Raw genomic sequence first — 17118 nt, forward strand, 5'->3', positions numbered from 1 at the left:
CTACTTGAGCTTGGTGCCCGTGGAGCGCAGGTTCGCGCAGGCCTCGGTGACACGCTTGGCCATCGACGCCTCGCCGAGCTTGCCCCACGTACGCGGGTCGTACGTCTTCTTCGAGCCGACCTCGCCGTCGACCTTCAGGACACCGTCGTAGTTGCGGAACATGTGGTCCGCGACCGGGCGGGTGAAAGCGTACTGGGTGTCGGTGTCGAGGTTCATCTTCACGACGCCGTTCTCCAGCGCGGTGGCGATCTCCTCGGCGGAGGAGCCCGAGCCGCCGTGGAAGACGAAGTCGAAGGGCTGGCTGCCGGCGCTCTGGCCGTGCTTCGCGCTGACGCCCGCCTGGAGGTCCTTCAGCAGCTCGGGACGGAGCACGACGTTGCCCGGCTTGTAGACGCCGTGCACGTTGCCGAAGGACGCGGCCAGCAGGTAGCGGCCCTTTTCACCCAGACCGAGCGCCTCGGCGGTGCGCAGCGCGTCGTCGACGGTGGTGTAGAGCTCGTCGTTGATCTCGTGCGAGACGCCGTCCTCCTCACCGCCGGTCGGGGTGATCTCGACCTCAAGGATGATCTTCGCGGCGACAGCCTTCGCGAGCAGCTCCCGGCCGATGGCCAGGTTGTCCGCGAGGGTCTCGGCGGAGCCGTCCCACATGTGGGACTGGAAGAGCGGGTTGAGGCCCTTGGCCACGCGCTCGGCGGAGACCTCGATCAGCGGGCGGACGTAGGTGTCCAGCTTGTCCTTGGGGCAGTGGTCCGTGTGCAGCGCGATCGTGACCGGGTACTTCGCGGCGACGATGTGTGCGAACTCGGCCAGCGCGACGGCGCCGGTCACCATGTCCTTTGAGTACTGGCCGCCCAGGAACTCAGCGCCGCCGGTGGAGATCTGGATGATGCCGTCGCTCTCGGCGTCCGCGAATCCGCGCAGCGCCGCGTGCAAGGTCTGGGTCGAGGTCACGTTGATGGCCGGGTAGGCGAACTTGCCTGCCTTCGCCCGGTCGAGCATCTCGTTGTAGACCTCGGGGGTTGCGATGGGCATCTGTCCGCTCCTAATGATGTGCGGGTGTGCGTACTGGTCCCTGACCTGGGGGCGACGTCATCGTCGCCCCCATCTTTCCAGACTCTCGCCCGTCCTCCACCCCTCGTACCGCGCAGGCATGCGGATGGGGTCGGTTGTTTCACGTGAAACAACCGACCCCATCCGAAAACCGCAGGTCAGGCCAGGTCGAGGTCCGTCAGCTGGTACGCCGTGAGGTACGGCAGACCCGCGTCCGCGATGGCCACAGATGCCCCGCGGTCGACGATCGTGGCCACGGCGACGACCTCGCCGCCCGCCTCACGGACCGCCTCGACGGCGGTCAGCGGCGAGCCGCCGGTGGTCGAAGTGTCCTCGACGACCAGGCAACGACGGCCCTTGACGTCCGCGCCCTCGATGCGGCGCTGCATGCCGTGCGCCTTCTGCGCCTTGCGTACGACGAAGGCGTCGAGGCGCGTACCGCGTGCGGCACTGGCGTGCAGCATCGAGGTCGCGACCGGGTCGGCGCCCAGCGTCAGACCGCCGACGCAGTCGAAGTCGAGGTCGGCCGCCAGATCCAGCATCACCCGGCCGACCAGCGGCGCGGCCACGCCGTCCAGCGTGATCCGGCGCAGGTCGATGTAGTAGTCGGCCTCGATCCCCGAGGAGAGGGTCACCTTGCCGTGCACCACGGCCTTGTCCTTGATCTGCTGGAGCAGCTCACCACGTACGTCAGTCATGGACGTCACCTTAAAGCCGCCCCGGGTCCACGCCCTCCCCCGATCGGACGGCCGCCCGCTCACAGCCCTCTTGAGTGCGCCGCTCACAGCCGCCGCCAGCTCCAGGTGGTCGCGATCTCCAGCGGCTCGATGGGGGTGACGAGCCGCGGTGCGGTGTTGAGGCCGTTGGGCGGGCCCGACTGCGGCTCGACACAGACCGCCTCGGCCTGCTCGTCGTAGATCACGACCCACTCGGCGCGGCTCGCGATCTTCAGCTCCAGCTGCCCTGGCCAGGTCAGCGTGACGTCCACGCCGTCCGGCATCCCGAAGCAGTCGTCCCAGGGACCGGGCCCCGGCTCGATGCGGCGGCCCGTCGGAAGGTGGTCGTCGCCACGCTCCTCCTGCCACCCGGCGGCGAAGTCGAGCCGCACGTCCTCGCTGCGCCCGCCACCCTCACTGGCTTCGCTGCCTTCGCCGCCGAGGTTGCGCCGGAACCAGGGGTGCCAGCCGGCCTGCGCCGGGAAGGAGTCGCCGTACGTCTCGATCCCCATGGCCAGGGTGAGCGAGTCCTCGGTCAGCTCGAAAGTCTGGGTGACCCGGCCGGGATACGGCCACGGCTCGGCCAGGTCGTACGTGAACGCGGCCTCGCTCTTGTCGGCGCGGGCGGTGCGCCAGACGGTGTTCCGGCCCGTGCCGTGGATGGCGTGGGGCGGCGAGTCGATCGGCAGCTGGTGCAGGGTCGGCCCGTTGCGGAACTTCCCGTACGCCGTCCGGCCGCACCACGGCACCATCGGGAAGCAGCCGTACCGCTCGCCCTGGCGCAGCAGCTCGGTGCCGCCGATGCGCAGGCCGACGATGCGGCAGCCGTTGCCCTGAGCGATGGTCAGTTCGGTGTCGCCCGCGGTCAGTCGCGTCTCTTGGGTACTCACGATCCGACCCTAACCGCCGGGCCCCGGAGCCGGTCGGGTGCTTGCGGCGAAAATGGCTGCCGGACGCCTTTGAGAGTGCCGGGCGCCTTTGGGAGTGCCGGACGGCCTCGGGGAGTGTGCCGGACGCCTCCTACTGCCTGCGGCGCAGCGCGCGTCCGACGACGACCGCCGAGGCCAGCGCGAGGGCCGCCGCGGGGGCGACCCAGCGCAGGGTGGCCGTGGCCGACAACGACTGCGGGGCTGGCACCGGGGCGTACCGCCCGCGCGGCGGCGCGTGGTCGACCTCCTCCGCGCTGCGGCCGATCATCGTCCGCCGGGCGTGCGCGGCCTCGGCCGCGGGAGGCCCGTCCGGGGCCGGCACACCGGGCAGGGGCACGCCGGGCAGGTCGGACACCGGGTCGAGCGACGGCGGCGGCACCTCCGTCTCGAAGACGGACGTGTGGTCGTCGGCGGCGGCGGGCACATCGTCGTCACCGACGGAATCGGCCGGATCGGCGCCATCCGCGGCACGGATCGAGTCGGCGGGCCCGGCAGCCCCGGCCGTCCCGGCGGGATTCACCGGCTCGGGACCGGCCTCCCCGGGGTCGGCCGCCAGTCGCGCCGCGAAGCGGTCGAGCAGCCGGTGCGCGAACGCCAGCGTCACGGCCGCGTCAAGCTCAGCGATGCGTCCCTCGCCGCTTGCCGTGCCGGTGAACGTCAGCCCCGTACCCCTGCCGGCAACACTGTCCGCGCCCACGTCGCCGACCGCGTCGGGGGTCAGCCGCAGCGTCAGGGCCAGCTTGACCGAGCCCGTGCCGCGCGCCTCCGCACCCTCGCCCTCGACGGCGAAGCTGCCGTCAGGCTGCTCGGTGACGCGCAGCGTTCCCCGGTATGTGATCGTGCTGCCGCCGATGCGGACCTTCAGCCGCCCCGAAAGCGGGCCCGATGCGTCGTCGGCGTCCTGCTGGAGGCCGGGAACGCAGCGCGCGACGCGGGAGGGGTCCCCCAGCGTCTCTCGGAGGGTCTCTGCCGGAACCGGAACGAACACCTCATGCTCCATGGGAAGCGAGCCTACTCACGCCCGCCCGTCATGTACCCGACTCCGCACGGAACAGGCGCATCAGTCACACCGAGTCGGACCGAGTCGGACACATTTGTCCGCAGGCGTTCTGCAGGCATTCTTCAGGCGTTCAGTACCGCGGGTGCATCAGCGTCGAGGGCGGCACCGCCCCCCGCACCCGCTCCCCCTGCGCCGACCGTGCCGCCTCCCCCAGCACCCGCGGCGACAGCGACCGCAGCCGGGGCGCGTCCCCGGCGAGGCCGAGCCCGGGGGGTGTGCGGTGCCCGGCCAGGACGAAGCCCCAGTCATGCGGGGCCGCCACCGCACCGGAGACACGGTCGGGGCCCGCGGTGAACCCCGAGAGGCGGCCGGCCGCCCGGTACGGGCTGGTCCGCAGCCCCGCGGACCGCATCGTCGCGTCGACCGTCCAGAACACCCGGGGGCGCGTAACGAGCGGCCCCGCGTGCACCACCAGCCGCCCGTCGTCCGCCAGGACCCGGGAGGTGAGCCCGTAGAACTCCTGGGAGTAGAGCTTCGTGCTCGGCGTGATGCCCGGATCGGGCAGGTCCGAGATCACCACGTCGTACGGGCGCCGCCCGGCCGGACCCTCCTCGCGCAGCCACTGGAACGCGTCCGCGGTCGCGACCCGCAGCCGCGGGTCGCGGTGGACACCCCCGTTCAGCGCGGTCAGGGCCGGGTCGGTGCGGGCCAGCCGGACGACGCCAGGGTCGAACTCGACCACGGTCAGCGACTCGACGTCCCGGTAGCGCAGCACCTCGCGGGCCGCGAGCCCGTCACCGCCGCCCAGGATCAGCACCCGCGCGTGCGGGCCGCGCATCGCGGGGTGGACGAGCGCCTCGTGGTACCGGTACTCGTCACGGGCGCTGACCCGCAGCCGCCCGTCGAGGAAGAGATCGAGCGGCCCCTGCTCACCGCCCGTCAGGACGACCTCCTGCACGCCCGTCTGCACGGCGACCCGCACCCCTTCCCCGTACACCGCGCGGCGCGCCGCGCGCTCGAAGTCGCCGACCAGCGCGGTGGCGGTGGCCAGCAGCACGAGCACCCCCAGGTTCACGGCGACCAGCAGCCAGCGGTTGCGGGGCGTCAGGTCGTCGCGGAAGAGCCACAGGACAAGCGCCCCGCCGGCCACCGTATTCACCGCACCCGTGAGCAGCGCGCCGGTCAGCTGCCCGAACAGCGGCAGCAGCAGGAACGGGAAGGCGAGGCCGCCGACCAGCGCGCCGACGTAGTCCGCGGCGAAGAGGTCGGCGACGTCACCGCTCGTGTCCCGGCTCTCGCCGCGTCGCGCCACGCGCTGGATGAGGGTCATCAGCAGGGGGATCTCGGCGCCGATGAGCACCCCGATCGCCAGCGAGAAGGCGACCAGCACATAACGCGCCCCGCCCACCCAGGCGAACGTCGCGTACAGCACCAGCGCCGAGGTGCCGCCGACCAGCGCCAGCGCCGCCTCCACCAGGCCGAAGCCGACCGCCGCCCGGCACCGCAGCCGCTTGGCGAGGAGCGAGCCGATGCCCATCGCGAAGACCATCACCGAGAGCACGACGGACGCCTGGGTGACCGAGTCGCCGATCAAGTACGAAGCGAGGGCGACCAGTTCCAGCTCGTACACCAGTCCGCACGCGGCGCAGACGAAGACCACGCCCAGCACCAGGAACCGCCCCGTCCGAGGACGTACAGGCAGGGCGGCGGGCGCGGCCGGAGCCGCAGGCGGCACGACGTGTCCCGCCGCGCCCCCCGGCTCCGGCAGCGGGGCGCCACCGAGGACAGCGTGCACAGGCGGATCGATCACGATGGGAACGCTACGTCACAATGAACGCACCGCCCGTCACCCACAAGGGTGCAACTACACCACCGCAGGCATACGTACGCCAACTCTCGACCGGGTCACGACCAGGCGCCCCTCCTGCGGATAGGCATGCCAGGTGCGCCACCGCACCTGCCCCTCGTGCGACTGCGCCAGCATCGCGGTGAACGCGTGCGGGCTGCCGGGGAACGTGCCGGCCAGGCCGTTGGGATGGTCGGCGACGAGCGCGAGCAACTCCTGCGCGCGGCCCGCGAACTGGCCCTGCGAGAGCGTCTCGACGCGCGCCGCGAACTCGTACTCCCACTCGCCGAGCCGCTTGGCCACGCCCAGCGGCAGCGGCGTACTGCTGCCGGGCATGCAGGCGACCGTTTCCGAACAAGTACCGCCCTCCTCTTCGAGGATCACTTGATGGGACGCGCCCAGGAGTCTCAACTGAAGCGAGGAACCGCCCAGTTCGAGATCGAGCACGGCCAGAGCGGGCAGCGGCTCGCGCCCCAGCGCCCAGGCCAGATCGGCGGCACGCGTGTCGGTGTAGGCCGTCTTGAGTGTGGTGAGCATGTGTGGCTCCGCAGACAGGCGTTCGGAAGGGTGGACCGGGGGCACCCGGGAGGAGAGGTGGGGGGGGAGTGTTCGGGGACCGCCTGCTCGGGTCCACATGAGGTCCGAGGGCTGTGGTGCTCAACAGCGAGAGAATCATGAAGTGCGCGACGCTCTCCGCGTTTTTACCCAACTTGACGGGGTTTCCATCCCCCCGGGGGCTACACAGTTCAACTGTTCAACAAGGACGCGCCCGGCAGGATTTCTCCCACCGGGCGCGACCAGGTAATGCGGACCCGCTGCCCCGCGTCAGCTGCCTCCGCCGCCCCCACCACAGCCTCCGCCGCCGCCACCGCAGGACGAACTGCTCCCGCCGCAACTGCTGCTACCGCCGCCGCCGCCGCAGGACGAGCCGCCGCCGCTGTCGCCGCTCCACCAGCCGCCGTCCGATCCACCGCGACCGCCGCGACGGCGGCCGTGCGTGTTGCCGCTGCTCGCCCGTACCAGGCCCACAACCATCGCGATCACGACCGCGAGCGCGAGACCGACAAAAAAGATCACTCCCATGGTCCACCCCGTTCTTTTGTCCCCCGTGAGCGAGGCGATCAGGCGCTCGCTTCCAACGTGACAGGGGGATTCCCCCGGCCATGCGAACCCAAAGCAGACTTGAGCAACTTCAGAGGTTCGGCACAGGATGGCCGCCATGACGAGGCCGACAGCACATCAACAGCGCCCACTGCTCAACCGCCGACTGGCGGAGTTCGGGACGACGATCTTCGCCGAGATGTCGGCGCTGGCCGTGAGCACCGGGTCCATCAACCTCGGCCAGGGCTTCCCCGACACCGACGGCCCCGAAGAGATCAGGGAGGCGGCGGTGCGCGCCCTGCGCGACGGCCGCGGCAACCAGTACCCGCCGGGCCCCGGCATCCCCGAGCTGCGCGCCGCCGTCGCGGACCACCAGCAGCGCCGCTACGGACTGACGTACGACCCCGACACCGAGGTCCTCGTCACCGCGGGCGCCACGGAGGCCATCGCGGCCTCGCTGCTGGCCCTCCTGGAGCCCGGCGACGAGGTCATCGCCCTGGAGCCGTACTACGACTCGTACGCGGCCTGCATCGCCATGGCGGGCGGCGCCCGCGTCCCCGTCACCCTGCGCCCGCACGACGGTACGTACCACCTCGACCTGGACGAACTCCGCGCCGCCGTCACCCCGCGCACCCGGCTGATCCTCCTCAACACCCCGCACAACCCGACCGGCACCGTCCTGACCCGCGCGGAGCTCGCCGCCGTCGCCGAGCTCGCGGTCGAGCGCGATCTGCTCGTCGTGTGCGACGAGGTGTACGAGCACCTGGTCTTTGACGGCGAGCACATCCCGCTCGCGTCCTTCCCCGGGATGCGCGAGCGCACGGTCACCATCGGGTCGGCTGGCAAGACGTTCTCGTTCACCGGCTGGAAGGTCGGCTGGATCACCGCTTCGCCCGAGCTGGTCGCGACGGTGCGCTCGGCGAAGCAGTTCCTGACGTACGTGTCCGCCGGGCCCTTCCAGTACGCCGTCGCGGAGGCGCTGCGGCTGCCCGACGCGTACTTCGCCGGGCTGCGGGACGATCTGCGTACGAAGCGCGATCTGCTCAGTGACGGGCTCGCGGAGGCGGGCTTCGAGGTCTACCGGCCCGCCGGTACGTACTTCGTGACCACCGACATCCGGCCGCTCGGTGAGGACGACGGTTTCGCGTTCTGCCGGGCGCTGCCGGAGCGGTGCGGGGTGGTGGCGATTCCGAACGCGGTCTTCTACGACCACCGGGACCAGGGCGCGCCCTTCGTGCGCTTCGCGTTCTGCAAGCGGGTGGATGTTCTTCAGGACGCGGTGGCGCGGCTGAAGACGCTTTCTGGGTGAGTGGGTGGGGGTGCGGGCCGGTGGGGGTGGGGGTTGCCTGCGGCGCTGTTCCCCACCCCGCCCCTTCCCGAAACTGGAGGCAAGCCCCCAGACCCCCAGACGCCCTACGGGCGTGTCCCAAGCGCCGGACGGGCTGAAAGGATCTTTCAGCCCGTCCGGCGCTTGAGGACTTCGGGAAGGGGCGGGTAGGGGACAAACCCCGCGCAGCGGCCCACCCGCCCGCGCCGCGAAACTTGCACCCACTCGGCGCGCCCCGGTCGCGCGCACGCCGCGGGCCGCCCATCGTCAGGGTGTCCGCCCGCGCGCGCCCGGAGGTTCCGCACACCGTGTCCGTCGACACCGCACCGAGACCCACCGTACGACCCGCCCCCCGTACCTCCGCGCCGGCCGTACGCGGCGCCCTGCGCCGGGCCGCGCCCGCGCTCGGGCTGTTCGCCGCCGCCCGGCTCAGCGGCATGCTGGCGGTCGCGCTGTGGGCCTGGCATCTGGGCAAGAGCCCGCTCACGCTCCTCGGCCACTCCTGGGACTCCCGGTGGTACACGGGCATCGCCGCCCACGGCTACGGGCACACCACGCTCACCTTCGGCGACGGCACGGTCCAGAGCGACCTGGCGTTCTTCCCGCTCTACCCCGGCCTCGTACGGGCCGTCACCACCGTGCTGCCCGTCTCCGGGGGCGCGGCCGGGCTGCTGGTGTCCTGGGCCGGGGCCGCCGCCGCGGCCTGGGCGCTCTACCTCATCGGCGAGCGGCTGTACGGCCGCCCCACCGCCGTAATCCTGGTGCTCCTGTGGGGTCTGCTGCCGCACTCGGTCGTCCTGACCATGGCGTACACCGAGCCGGTACTCACCGCCTTCGCCGCCTGGTCGCTGTACGCCGTACTCAGCGGCCGGTGGCTCTGGGCGGGCACCCTGGCCGCGCTCGCGGGACTGGCCAGGCCCAACGGGATCGCGGTCGCGGCGGCGGTGTGCGCGGCGGCGGCGTACGAACTGTGGCAGCACCGCGGCCGGATGCCGTGGCGGATCTGGGCGGGCGCCGCGCTCGCGCCGCTCGGCTGGGCCGGGTTCGTGCTGTGGGTGGGCGCGCGCGAGGGCGACCTGCTGGGCGGCTACTTCGCGGTGCAGGCCGACTGGACCTCGCGCTTCGACTTCGGCGTCGGCTCCCTGCGCTTCGTACACGAACTGCTGCGGGGGCCGGAGAACCTGCCGTTCCCGATGGTGCTCATGATCGTCGCCGCGTCGCTGGTGCTCTTCGCGCTGCTCGCGCTGGAGCGCCCGCCGCTGCCGCTGCTCGTCTACACCGGGGTGCTGATGCTGATCGCGGTCGGCGGCTCCGGCTACTTCGAGTCCAAGGCGCGCTTCCTGCTGCCCGCCTTCCCGCTGCTGCTGCCCCTGGCCCACGCACTGACAAAAGCCCGGCCGAGGGCCGCGATCGTGGTGATCGCCGCCCTCGCCGGGCTCTCGCTGTGCTACGGGACCTATCTGGTGACGATGGCCCCGGTGCCTGTGTAAACAGGTGCCCGTGTAAACGGCGTGCGCGAATCAGGCCTGCTCTTCGCCCGAATCTTCGCCCTCGGCCGAGTCGACGTCCTTCTCCAGGCCGAGCTGCTCGACGAGCCACTTGTCGAACTCGATCGAGGCCCGCACCCAGCTGACCGTCGAGGACACGAAGTGCTCCAAGCTGACGCCGGTGCCGATCAGCATCTGCGCCTCGCCGATGAGGCGGACCGTGCCGTCGTCGTGGGTGTGGCTGTAGACCTTCGGCCACAGGGTGCGGCGGTTCCAGTCGTCGATCAGCTCAAGGAGCTGGATCTTCTCTTCGATCTGGTGCGGCCGGTCGTAGAAGGTCCGTACCGAGAAGACCTGCTGGTCGTCCTCGCCACGGAACATGAAGTACGTGCGGAATTCCTCCCACGGAGCGGCGAGGTCACCCTCGTCGTCCAGGACGTACTTCAGTTCCATCTGTTCGAGAAGCTGCTTGACCAGCTCCTGGTCCGGAACGACGGGGCCCCCTGTCGTTCCTTCGGCCTGCGGGTCGGGCTGGCCCCCGAAATTAGGAATCGAGGAGGGGTCGATGCTCACCGTGAATTTTCCCTTCGTACGGTTGCGACCATCCTCTCCCATGCCGGGCGGGGGCTCACAACCCCCGCCCGGTGCGATCCGCTGCGGGCGGACACGATCCGGGCGGGGGCCGGACCCAGTTGCTTACTGCGCCGGGCCGACGACCAGGCCGTCGCCGACCCGTTCCACGCGGACCGTGTCGCCGTCCTTGACCTCGCCCGCCAGGATCTCCCGGGCCAGCTGGTCACCGATCGCCGTCTGGATGAGGCGGCGCAGCGGCCTGGCGCCGTATGCCGGGTCCATGCCCTCCTCCGCCAGCCAGGCCAGCGCCTCGGGCGTCACGTCGAGGGTGAGGCGCCGCTCGGCGAGGCGCTTGGCGAGGCGGCCGATCTGAAGCTCCGCGATGTGCGCAAGCTCGTCCTTCGACAGCGCCGAGAAGACCACCAGATCGTCGAGCCGGTTGAGGAACTCCGGCTTGAACGAGGCCCGTACCAGGTCCATGACCTGCTGCTTCTTGAGCTCGTCGCTGCTCAGCGGGTCGACCAGATACTGGCTGCCGAGGTTCGACGTCAGGACCAGGATGGCGTTGCGGAAGTCCACCGTCCGTCCCTGGCCGTCGGTGAGGCGGCCGTCGTCGAGGACCTGGAGCAGGATGTCGAAGACCTCGGGGTGGGCCTTCTCGACCTCGTCGAGGAGCACCACGCTGTACGGGCGGCGGCGGATCGCCTCGGTGAGCTGGCCGCCCTCCTCGTAGCCGATGTAGCCGGGAGGTGCGCCCACCAGCCGCGCCACGCTGTGCTTCTCGCCGTACTCGCTCATGTCGATACGGACCATGGCCCGCTCGTCGTCGAAGAGGAAGTCGGCGAGAGCCTTGGCCAGTTCGGTCTTGCCGACGCCGGTCGGGCCGAGGAAGAGGAACGAGCCGGTGGGACGGTCGGGGTCGGCGATCCCGGCGCGGGTGCGGCGTACCGCGTCGGACACCGCGCGGACCGCTTCGGTCTGGCCGATGAGCCGCCTGCCCAGCTCGTCCTCCATCCGCAGCAGCTTCTGCGTCTCGCCCTCCAGGAGGCGCCCGGCGGGGATACCGGTCCAGGATCCGACCACATCGGCGATGTCGTCGGCGCCGACCTCCTCCTTGACCATGGTGTCGGTACGGACCTCCGCCTCGGCGGCGGCGGCCTCCTCCAACTCGCGCTCCAGGCCCGGGATTTCCCCGTACAGCAGCTTGGACGCGGTGTCGAAGTCGCCGTCGCGCTGGGCGCGTTCGGCCTGGCCGCGCAGCTCGTCGAGCCGCTCCTTCAGCTCACCGACCCGGTTGAGGCCCTGCTTCTCCTTCTCCCAGCGGGCGTTGAGGCCGCGCAGCTCTTCCTCGCGGTCGGCGAGATCGCGCCGCAACTTCTCCAGGCGCTGCTTGCTCGCCGCGTCGGACTCGTTCTTGAGGGCGAGCTCCTCCATGCGCAACCGGTCGACGGAGCGCTGGAGTTCGTCGATCTCGACGGGCGAGGAGTCGATCTCCATGCGCAGCCGGGACGCGGCCTCGTCGACGAGGTCGATGGCCTTGTCGGGCAGGAAGCGCGAGGTGATGTACCGGTCGGAGAGCGTGGCGGCGGCGACCAGCGCGGCGTCCGCGATCTGCACCTTGTGGTGCGCCTCGTAACGGCCCTTGAGGCCGCGCAGGATCGCGATGGTGTCCTCGACGCTGGGCTCGGCGACCAGCACCTGCTGGAAGCGGCGCTCCAGGGCGGGGTCCTTCTCGATCCGCTCGCGGTACTCGTCGAGGGTCGTCGCACCGACCATGCGCAGCTCGCCGCGGGCCAGCATCGGCTTGAGCATGTTGCCCGCGTCCATGGCGGAGTCGCCGCCGGCGCCCGCGCCCACGACGGTGTGCAGCTCGTCGATGAACGTGATGACCTGCCCGTCGCTCTCCTTGATCTCGGACAGGACGGTCTTGAGCCGCTCCTCGAACTCGCCGCGGTACTTGGCACCCGCGACCATCGCGCTGAGGTCCAGCGACACCAGCCGCTTGTTTTTCAGCGACTCCGGTACGTCGCCCTTGACGATGCGCTGGGCGAGGCCCTCGACGACGGCCGTCTTGCCGACGCCGGGCTCGCCGATGAGCACCGGGTTGTTCTTGGTGCGGCGCGACAGCACCTGCACGACGCGCCGGATCTCCTGGTCCCGGCCGATGACCGGGTCGAGCTTGCCTTCGCGCGCGGCGGCCGTGAAGTCGGTGCCGAACTTCTCCAGGGCCTTGTACTGACCCTCCGGGTCGGGTGTGGTCACTCGGCGCCCTCCCCTGATCTTCTCGAACGTCTCCAGGAGCCGCTTCGCCCCGGCCCCCTCCTGGGACAGTACGTCCCCGGCCCGGCCGCCCTTGGCGGCGATGCCGATGAGCAGGTGCTCGGTGGAGAGGTAGTCGTCGCCCAGCTCCTTCGCGCGCTGCGAGGCGTCGGCGATGACGGCCAGCAGTTCGCGGTTGGGCTGGGGCGGCGCGACGGTGGATCCCGTCACGCTGGGCAGCGCGGCGATGATCCGCTCCGCCCCGGACCGTACGGCCGCCCGGTCCGCCTCGACGGCGGCCAGCAGGTCGATGATGTTGGCGTTGTCCTCGCCCTCAAGCAGCGCCAGCAGCAGGTGCGCGGGGGTCAGATCCGCGTGTCCGCCCTGCACGGCGCGATTGCTCGCCGCGTTGATCGCGTCCCGGCTCTTGTTCGTCAGCTCCGCATCCACGTGCGCTCTCTCCTCCTTGCGGGGTGGCCTTCATGTCCCCTGCGGTGTCCCCGCGGTGTCCCCTGCATTGCCCTCTGTACTGCCCTCCGCATGACACGCCGAACGTGCATAAAGTTGAGTCTAGTCCACTCAAGCCTGGGAGGGCGCGCATATCCCGCACTACGCTTCCGGCATGGCCCAAGACGTACGCAACCCGAGTCCGGAATACCTCGCCTTCTGGCGCGAGCACCACCTCTGCACGCTGACCACCCCGCGCCCGGACGGTTCGCCGCACGTCGTGCCGGTCGGGGTGACGTACGACCCGGAGGCAGGGCTCGCCCGCATCATCACCAACAAGAACAGCACGAAGGTGGCAAACGTGCAGGCAGCCGGCGAGGCGGGCGCCCGGGTCGCCGTCTGCCAGGTGAAGGGCGGCCACTGGGCGACGCTGGAAGGGCGCGCGGTGGTCCGTACGGAGCCGGAGCTCATCGCCGACGCGGTACGCCGCTACGCCGAGCGCTACGAGCGCACCCCGGCGCCCAATCCGGACCGCGTCCTGATCGAGATCACGCTGGACCGGGCGATGGGCCGCGCGCCCGGCGGGGCCTGACCCCTGAGGGGTGCCGTTGTCCGGACACAGCACAGCGGCGTCATCGTGTTCAGGTTCACGATGACGCCGCTGTGTGGGGGAAGTGCCTGGGCGATTGGGTAAAGAAGGGGGAATCGCGTCAGGCACTGCGGGGGGTGGCAGTGCTGGTCTGGGGGGTGGCGCTGCTGGTCTGCTGGCTGGCGGAGCCGGCTTCTGACTCGATCAGCTGGTGATCACGCTGGTCGAGATTGACGAAAACCATGCCGTAGCGCACGGCACAGCGAACAGGTTGCGGTGCTCCTCGGGGCCGACGAAGGCACCGGTAGGCACGGACGTCCTCATCGTCCTCTTCGCGTACGACCACGATCGGTTCGCCGAACAGGGTGACCATCAACGAGTCGCCACGGTAGGGAATCGCCGTGGCCAGATCGATGAAGTGCCATCCGGAGCGGTAGGCCGTGGCCATTTCGCGTCTGAAGGTGCGGTCGTCCGGGGGCACGGTCATGCGCCCACGTTTGCCGGCGCGCTGCCCCAGCCCGAGTCCGGCGCCCCTTCGGCCTGCACAAAGCCCCAGCCCGAGTCCGGCGGCCCCTCGGCCTGCACGACGCCCCAGCCCGAGTCCGGCGGAACTTCCGCTCGCACGTTGTCAGGACCAGCGCCTCCGCCACTCATCGCCGCGAAAGCCAAGACCATGGCGCAAGCGGTGGGAAGCACCGAGCGAAGCAATCTCTTGTACATAGTCGGCTTCGTCCTCACTTGATGGTTTCCTCTCCCCCGCTCACCAAGACGATGGCTCATTCAGGCACGTCAGTGCCACAGGAACGATGCATCATGTTCCTGCACGTACAGGACCCTGGGGGGTGGAGATTTGCCAGCAATCAACGCAAACCTGACACATGACCATCCCGTCACCGAGCTGTGCGGTGAGGGGGCGCGACTTTACGCCAGCGCGCTGAGTACCGGACGCATCCTCCGGAGCGAGGTGGAACCGGCACCCTGCCTGCTGGAATTCGCCCTCCTGCACCCCGATCCGGACGACGCGAACTGGCTTCGCCCAGTTCCGCCATCAGCGGTGCTGGCGCAGCGACTCCACCCCCTGGAGCGTGAGATCCAGGACCGTAGACGATTGTCGATCGAACTGAGCGATGCTTTCGAGCCGTTCATGACACTCAGCGCCCAGAGCCCGGCGCCCACGCACGCCATCACCGTGCTGGAGGGCTTCGACCGGATCAACGGGGCGCTCAATCTTGCGGCCGCCGAGTGCCGACAGGAGATGCTCACGGTGCAGCCGGGCGGCAGCCGCCGGGCGCACGTCCTCGCCCAGGCCCTGGAGCGCGACAGGCCGCTCACCGACCGCGGTGTGCATATCCGCACGCTCTATCAGCACACCGTCCGGCACAGCCAAGGCACTCTCGCCTACGCGGAACGGCTGGCCGGCGGCAAGCTGGAGATACGCACCCTCGAAGAACTCATCGGGCGGCTGATCATCTTCGATCGCACGGTCGCGTTCATCCCCGCGCGCGACGACAGCCAGGTCGCCCTGGAACTGCGCCACCCCGGCCTGGTCCAGTACCTCGCCACCGTCTTCGAACGCTTCTGGCACAGCGGCGTCCCCCTCATGGAAGAAATCCCGTACAGCCAGCATCCCGACGGGATATCCGGCGTCCAGCGGTCCATCGCCAAGCTCCTCATCGAGGGGTACGTCGATGAGGCCATCGCCCGCCGCCTGGGCATGAACGTCCGGACCTGTCGCACCCACATAGCGAAGCTCGCCGCCACCCTGGGCAGCGTGAGCCGAGCTCAACTCGGCTACCTGATAGCACGATCCGGAATTCTGGACAAAGCGGCCAATACCCAAGGAAGCTCGGGCGCCGACCTGCCGGACCTGCCCGACCTGCCCGACCTGCCTTGACCGCACCATCCCAACCGGCCTCCGAGGGCCGAAGCGGTCATGACCACACGGGTGCGCGACGTCGAGCGGTTCCTTGACGCTTCAACTTGGCTTGAACAATCCGTCGCTCCGCCCCCTCGCGAACCCCGCCCGGGTGCACGGGAAAGGCCCCCTCCGGGCGAATTCAAGCCGAGGAGGGGGCCTTCCCATGCCGCTGCGCGTCCGGGGCTACTCGGGCGACCGCTTGGGCCGCCACACCACCAGCGCGCTCGCCTGCTGCACGTCCTGGTACGGGACCAGGTCGCGCCGGTACGACGCGTGCACCTGCGCCTCGCGCTGCTGCATCGCGGACGCCGCGCCCTCCACCGCCGCCGAGAGCTCGGCGACGCGCTGCTGGAGCGCGGACACCTGGTTCTCCAGCTCGATGATGCGCTTGATGCCGGCCAGGTTGATGCCCTCGTCCTGCGACAACTGCTGCACGGTTCTGAGCAGTTCGATGTCGTGGGCCGAGTAGCGCCGGCCCCGCCCCGGCGTGCGGTCGGGCGAGACCAAGCCGAGGCGGTCGTACTGCCTGAGAGTCTGCGGGTGCAGGCCGGAGAGCTGGGCCGCGACCGAGATGACGTACACCGGTGTCTGGTCGGTCAGCTGGTACGGATTACGTCGTCGGCGCGGATCCATCTCATGCTCCCTTCGCGGCCTGGAACAGCTCCGCCCGCGGGTCCTCCCCCGCGGTCGCCTCACGGTAGGACTCCAGTGCCTCCCGGGCCTTGTCGTCAAGGTCCTTGGGCACCGCGACCTCCACGGTGACCATCAGGTCGCCACGGGTGCCGTCCTTGCGCACCGCGCCCTTGCCACGGGCGCGCATGGTGCGCCCGTTGGGCGTGCCCGCGGGCAGCTTGAGCGTGACCGGGGGCCCGCCGAGCGTCGGCACCTTCACCTCGCCGCCGAGCGCCGCCTCCACGAAGGTGACGGGCACGGTGATGGTGAGGTTGTCGTCCTTGCGGCCGAACACAGGGTGGCTGCCCACGTGCACGACGACGTACAGGTCGCCCGCGTGGCCGCCCCGCTCGCCGGCCGTGCCCTTGCCGCGCAGCCGGATCCGCTGGCCGTCGGAGACGCCCGCCGGGATACGGACCTGCATGGTCCGCGACGACTTGGCGCGACCGCTGCCCTTGCAGACCTCGCAGGGGTCCTGGGCGATGAGCCCACGGCCCCGGCAGTCCACGCACGGGTCGGTGAGCGAGAAACCGCCACCGCCGCCGCGCGACACCTGTCCCGTACCGACGCAGGTCGGGCACACGCGGGGCGTGCCGTTCTTGTCGCCGGTGCCGGAACACGCCTTGCAGGGCGCCTGGCTGGACATCCGCAGCGGGACCGTGGCCCCGTCCACCGCCTCGGTGAAGGTGAGCGTCACCTCGGACTCGATGTCCTGGCCCCGGCGCGGCTGGACACGTGTGCCGGGTCCGCCCCGGTTGAACAGCCCGCCGAACACGTCCCCGAGTCCACCGCCGAAGCCACCGGCGCCGGCCTGTGTGCCGCCCTGGGCACCGCCTCCGAAGAGGTCACCCAGGTCGAAGTTGAACGAACCGCCGCCCGCTCCGGGTCCGGTGCGCAGACCACCGTTGCCGAAGAGGGCGCGCGCCTCGTCGTACTCCTTGCGCCGCTTGGGGTCACCGAGGATGTCGTTCGCCTCGGAGATCTCCTTGAAGCGGTCCTCGGCCTTGGCGTCGCCCTTGTTGGCGTCCGGGTGGAACTCGCGGGCGAGCTTCCGGTACGCCTTCTTGATCTCGGCCTCGGTGGCGTCCTTGGGGACGCCGAGAACCTTGTAGTAGTCCTTCTCGACGAAGTCCTTCGTGCTCATCCCCGACGTCCCTCCTTCCCGCTGTTCCTACTGCTCGTGTTGCTTGTAGTGCTCGTGCTG

General features: G+C 70.5%; 16 protein-coding genes. 4 read left to right on the forward strand and 12 right to left on the reverse strand.

What is annotated here, in order from left to right:
- The 7 genes from fbaA to ABCR94_RS02565 form a co-directional block, all read right to left on the reverse strand.
- Complete coding sequence (fbaA, locus tag ABCR94_RS02535; RefSeq protein ID WP_347117293.1) at window positions 1-1032, reverse strand: class II fructose-bisphosphate aldolase; 1032 nt, start codon at window positions 1030-1032, stop codon at window positions 1-3.
- Window positions 1033-1208: 176 nt separating this feature from the next.
- Complete coding sequence (gene pyrE / locus ABCR94_RS02540; RefSeq protein ID WP_347117294.1) at window positions 1209-1748, reverse strand: orotate phosphoribosyltransferase; 540 nt, start codon at window positions 1746-1748, stop codon at window positions 1209-1211.
- Between the two features lie 83 nt (window positions 1749-1831).
- Window positions 1832-2656, reverse strand: a complete 825-nt coding sequence (locus tag ABCR94_RS02545; protein WP_347117295.1) for an aldose epimerase family protein — start codon at window positions 2654-2656, stop codon at window positions 1832-1834.
- A gap of 130 nt (window positions 2657-2786) precedes the next feature.
- A complete protein-coding gene (locus ABCR94_RS02550; RefSeq protein ID WP_347117296.1) occupies window positions 2787-3695 on the reverse strand; it encodes an SRPBCC family protein in 909 nt (302 codons plus the stop codon).
- A gap of 130 nt (window positions 3696-3825) precedes the next feature.
- On the reverse strand, window positions 3826-5463 hold the full coding sequence (locus ABCR94_RS02555) for a polyamine aminopropyltransferase (RefSeq protein ID WP_521976435.1): 1638 nt from the start codon (window positions 5461-5463) through the stop codon (window positions 3826-3828).
- A 96-nt stretch (window positions 5464-5559) separates the two neighbouring features.
- Window positions 5560-6078, reverse strand: coding sequence for a DUF2617 family protein (locus tag ABCR94_RS02560; RefSeq protein ID WP_347117297.1), 519 nt, complete (start codon window positions 6076-6078; stop codon window positions 5560-5562).
- 288 nt (window positions 6079-6366) lie between these two features.
- A complete protein-coding gene (locus ABCR94_RS02565; RefSeq protein WP_347117298.1) occupies window positions 6367-6624 on the reverse strand; it encodes a hypothetical protein in 258 nt (85 codons plus the stop codon).
- 127 nt (window positions 6625-6751) lie between these two features.
- Here ABCR94_RS02565 and ABCR94_RS02570 point away from each other — a divergent pair, with 127 nt between their 5' ends.
- Entirely contained in the window at window positions 6752-7951 is a 1200-nt protein-coding gene (locus tag ABCR94_RS02570) for a pyridoxal phosphate-dependent aminotransferase (RefSeq protein WP_521976024.1), read from the forward strand.
- 326 nt (window positions 7952-8277) lie between these two features.
- Entirely contained in the window at window positions 8278-9459 is a 1182-nt protein-coding gene (locus ABCR94_RS02575) for a putative hexosyltransferase (RefSeq protein WP_347117300.1), read from the forward strand.
- 30 nt (window positions 9460-9489) lie between these two features.
- Here ABCR94_RS02575 and ABCR94_RS02580 read toward each other — a convergent pair whose 3' ends face one another.
- Window positions 9490-10029: a type III secretion system chaperone family protein gene (locus ABCR94_RS02580; RefSeq protein ID WP_347117301.1), complete on the reverse strand. Its 540-nt coding sequence runs from the start codon at window positions 10027-10029 to the stop codon at window positions 9490-9492.
- A 123-nt stretch (window positions 10030-10152) separates the two neighbouring features.
- Entirely contained in the window at window positions 10153-12738 is a 2586-nt protein-coding gene (gene clpB / locus ABCR94_RS02585) for an ATP-dependent chaperone ClpB (RefSeq protein WP_347117302.1), read from the reverse strand.
- Between the two features lie 172 nt (window positions 12739-12910).
- On the opposite strand from clpB, the gene ABCR94_RS02590 reads away from it, so the two are divergent.
- Window positions 12911-13327, forward strand: a complete 417-nt coding sequence (locus ABCR94_RS02590) for a pyridoxamine 5'-phosphate oxidase family protein (RefSeq protein WP_347117303.1) — start codon at window positions 12911-12913, stop codon at window positions 13325-13327.
- Between the two features lie 118 nt (window positions 13328-13445).
- Here the strand turns inward: ABCR94_RS02590 and ABCR94_RS02595 are convergent, their stop codons facing one another.
- Complete coding sequence (locus tag ABCR94_RS02595) at window positions 13446-13811, reverse strand: (2Fe-2S)-binding protein (RefSeq protein WP_347117304.1); 366 nt, start codon at window positions 13809-13811, stop codon at window positions 13446-13448.
- A 363-nt stretch (window positions 13812-14174) separates the two neighbouring features.
- Between ABCR94_RS02595 and ABCR94_RS02600 the strand changes: the two genes are divergently transcribed.
- Window positions 14175-15218 carry a helix-turn-helix transcriptional regulator gene (locus ABCR94_RS02600; RefSeq protein ID WP_347117305.1) on the forward strand — a complete coding sequence of 348 codons (1044 nt, stop codon included), beginning with the start codon at window positions 14175-14177 and terminating at the stop codon, window positions 15216-15218.
- A 207-nt stretch (window positions 15219-15425) separates the two neighbouring features.
- Here the strand turns inward: ABCR94_RS02600 and ABCR94_RS02605 are convergent, their stop codons facing one another.
- Together ABCR94_RS02605 and dnaJ are read right to left on the reverse strand one after the other, a co-directional pair.
- Complete coding sequence (locus ABCR94_RS02605) at window positions 15426-15875, reverse strand: heat shock protein transcriptional repressor HspR (RefSeq protein WP_347117306.1); 450 nt, start codon at window positions 15873-15875, stop codon at window positions 15426-15428.
- 1 nt (window position 15876) lies between these two features.
- Entirely contained in the window at window positions 15877-17058 is a 1182-nt protein-coding gene (dnaJ, locus tag ABCR94_RS02610; protein WP_347117307.1) for a molecular chaperone DnaJ, read from the reverse strand.
- Between the last annotated feature and the right edge of the window lie 60 nt (window positions 17059-17118).

It is taken from the genome of Streptomyces changchenzhani (assembly GCF_039766235.1).
In the GTDB taxonomy this organism is placed as follows: Bacteria; Actinomycetota; Actinomycetes; order Streptomycetales; family Streptomycetaceae; genus Streptomyces.

Coding starts and splice junctions, on each gene's coding strand:
- ABCR94_RS02565 (WP_347117298.1), bottom strand. CDS start 6,624: ATGGGAGTGATCTTTTTTGTCGGTCTCGCGCTCGCGGTCGTGATCGCG.
- ABCR94_RS02550 (WP_347117296.1), bottom strand. CDS start 3,695: ATGGAGCATGAGGTGTTCGTTCCGGTTCCGGCAGAGACCCTCCGAGAG.
- pyrE (WP_347117294.1), bottom strand. CDS start 1,748: ATGACTGACGTACGTGGTGAGCTGCTCCAGCAGATCAAGGACAAGGCC.
- ABCR94_RS02560 (WP_347117297.1), bottom strand. CDS start 6,078: ATGCTCACCACACTCAAGACGGCCTACACCGACACGCGTGCCGCCGAT.
- dnaJ (WP_347117307.1), bottom strand. CDS start 17,058: ATGAGCACGAAGGACTTCGTCGAGAAGGACTACTACAAGGTTCTCGGC.
- ABCR94_RS02590 (WP_347117303.1), top strand. CDS start 12,911: ATGGCCCAAGACGTACGCAACCCGAGTCCGGAATACCTCGCCTTCTGG.
- ABCR94_RS02570 (WP_521976024.1), top strand. CDS start 6,752: ATGGCCGCCATGACGAGGCCGACAGCACATCAACAGCGCCCACTGCTC.
- ABCR94_RS02605 (WP_347117306.1), bottom strand. CDS start 15,875: ATGGATCCGCGCCGACGACGTAATCCGTACCAGCTGACCGACCAGACA.
- ABCR94_RS02595 (WP_347117304.1), bottom strand. CDS start 13,811: ATGACCGTGCCCCCGGACGACCGCACCTTCAGACGCGAAATGGCCACG.
- fbaA (WP_347117293.1), bottom strand. CDS start 1,032: ATGCCCATCGCAACCCCCGAGGTCTACAACGAGATGCTCGACCGGGCG.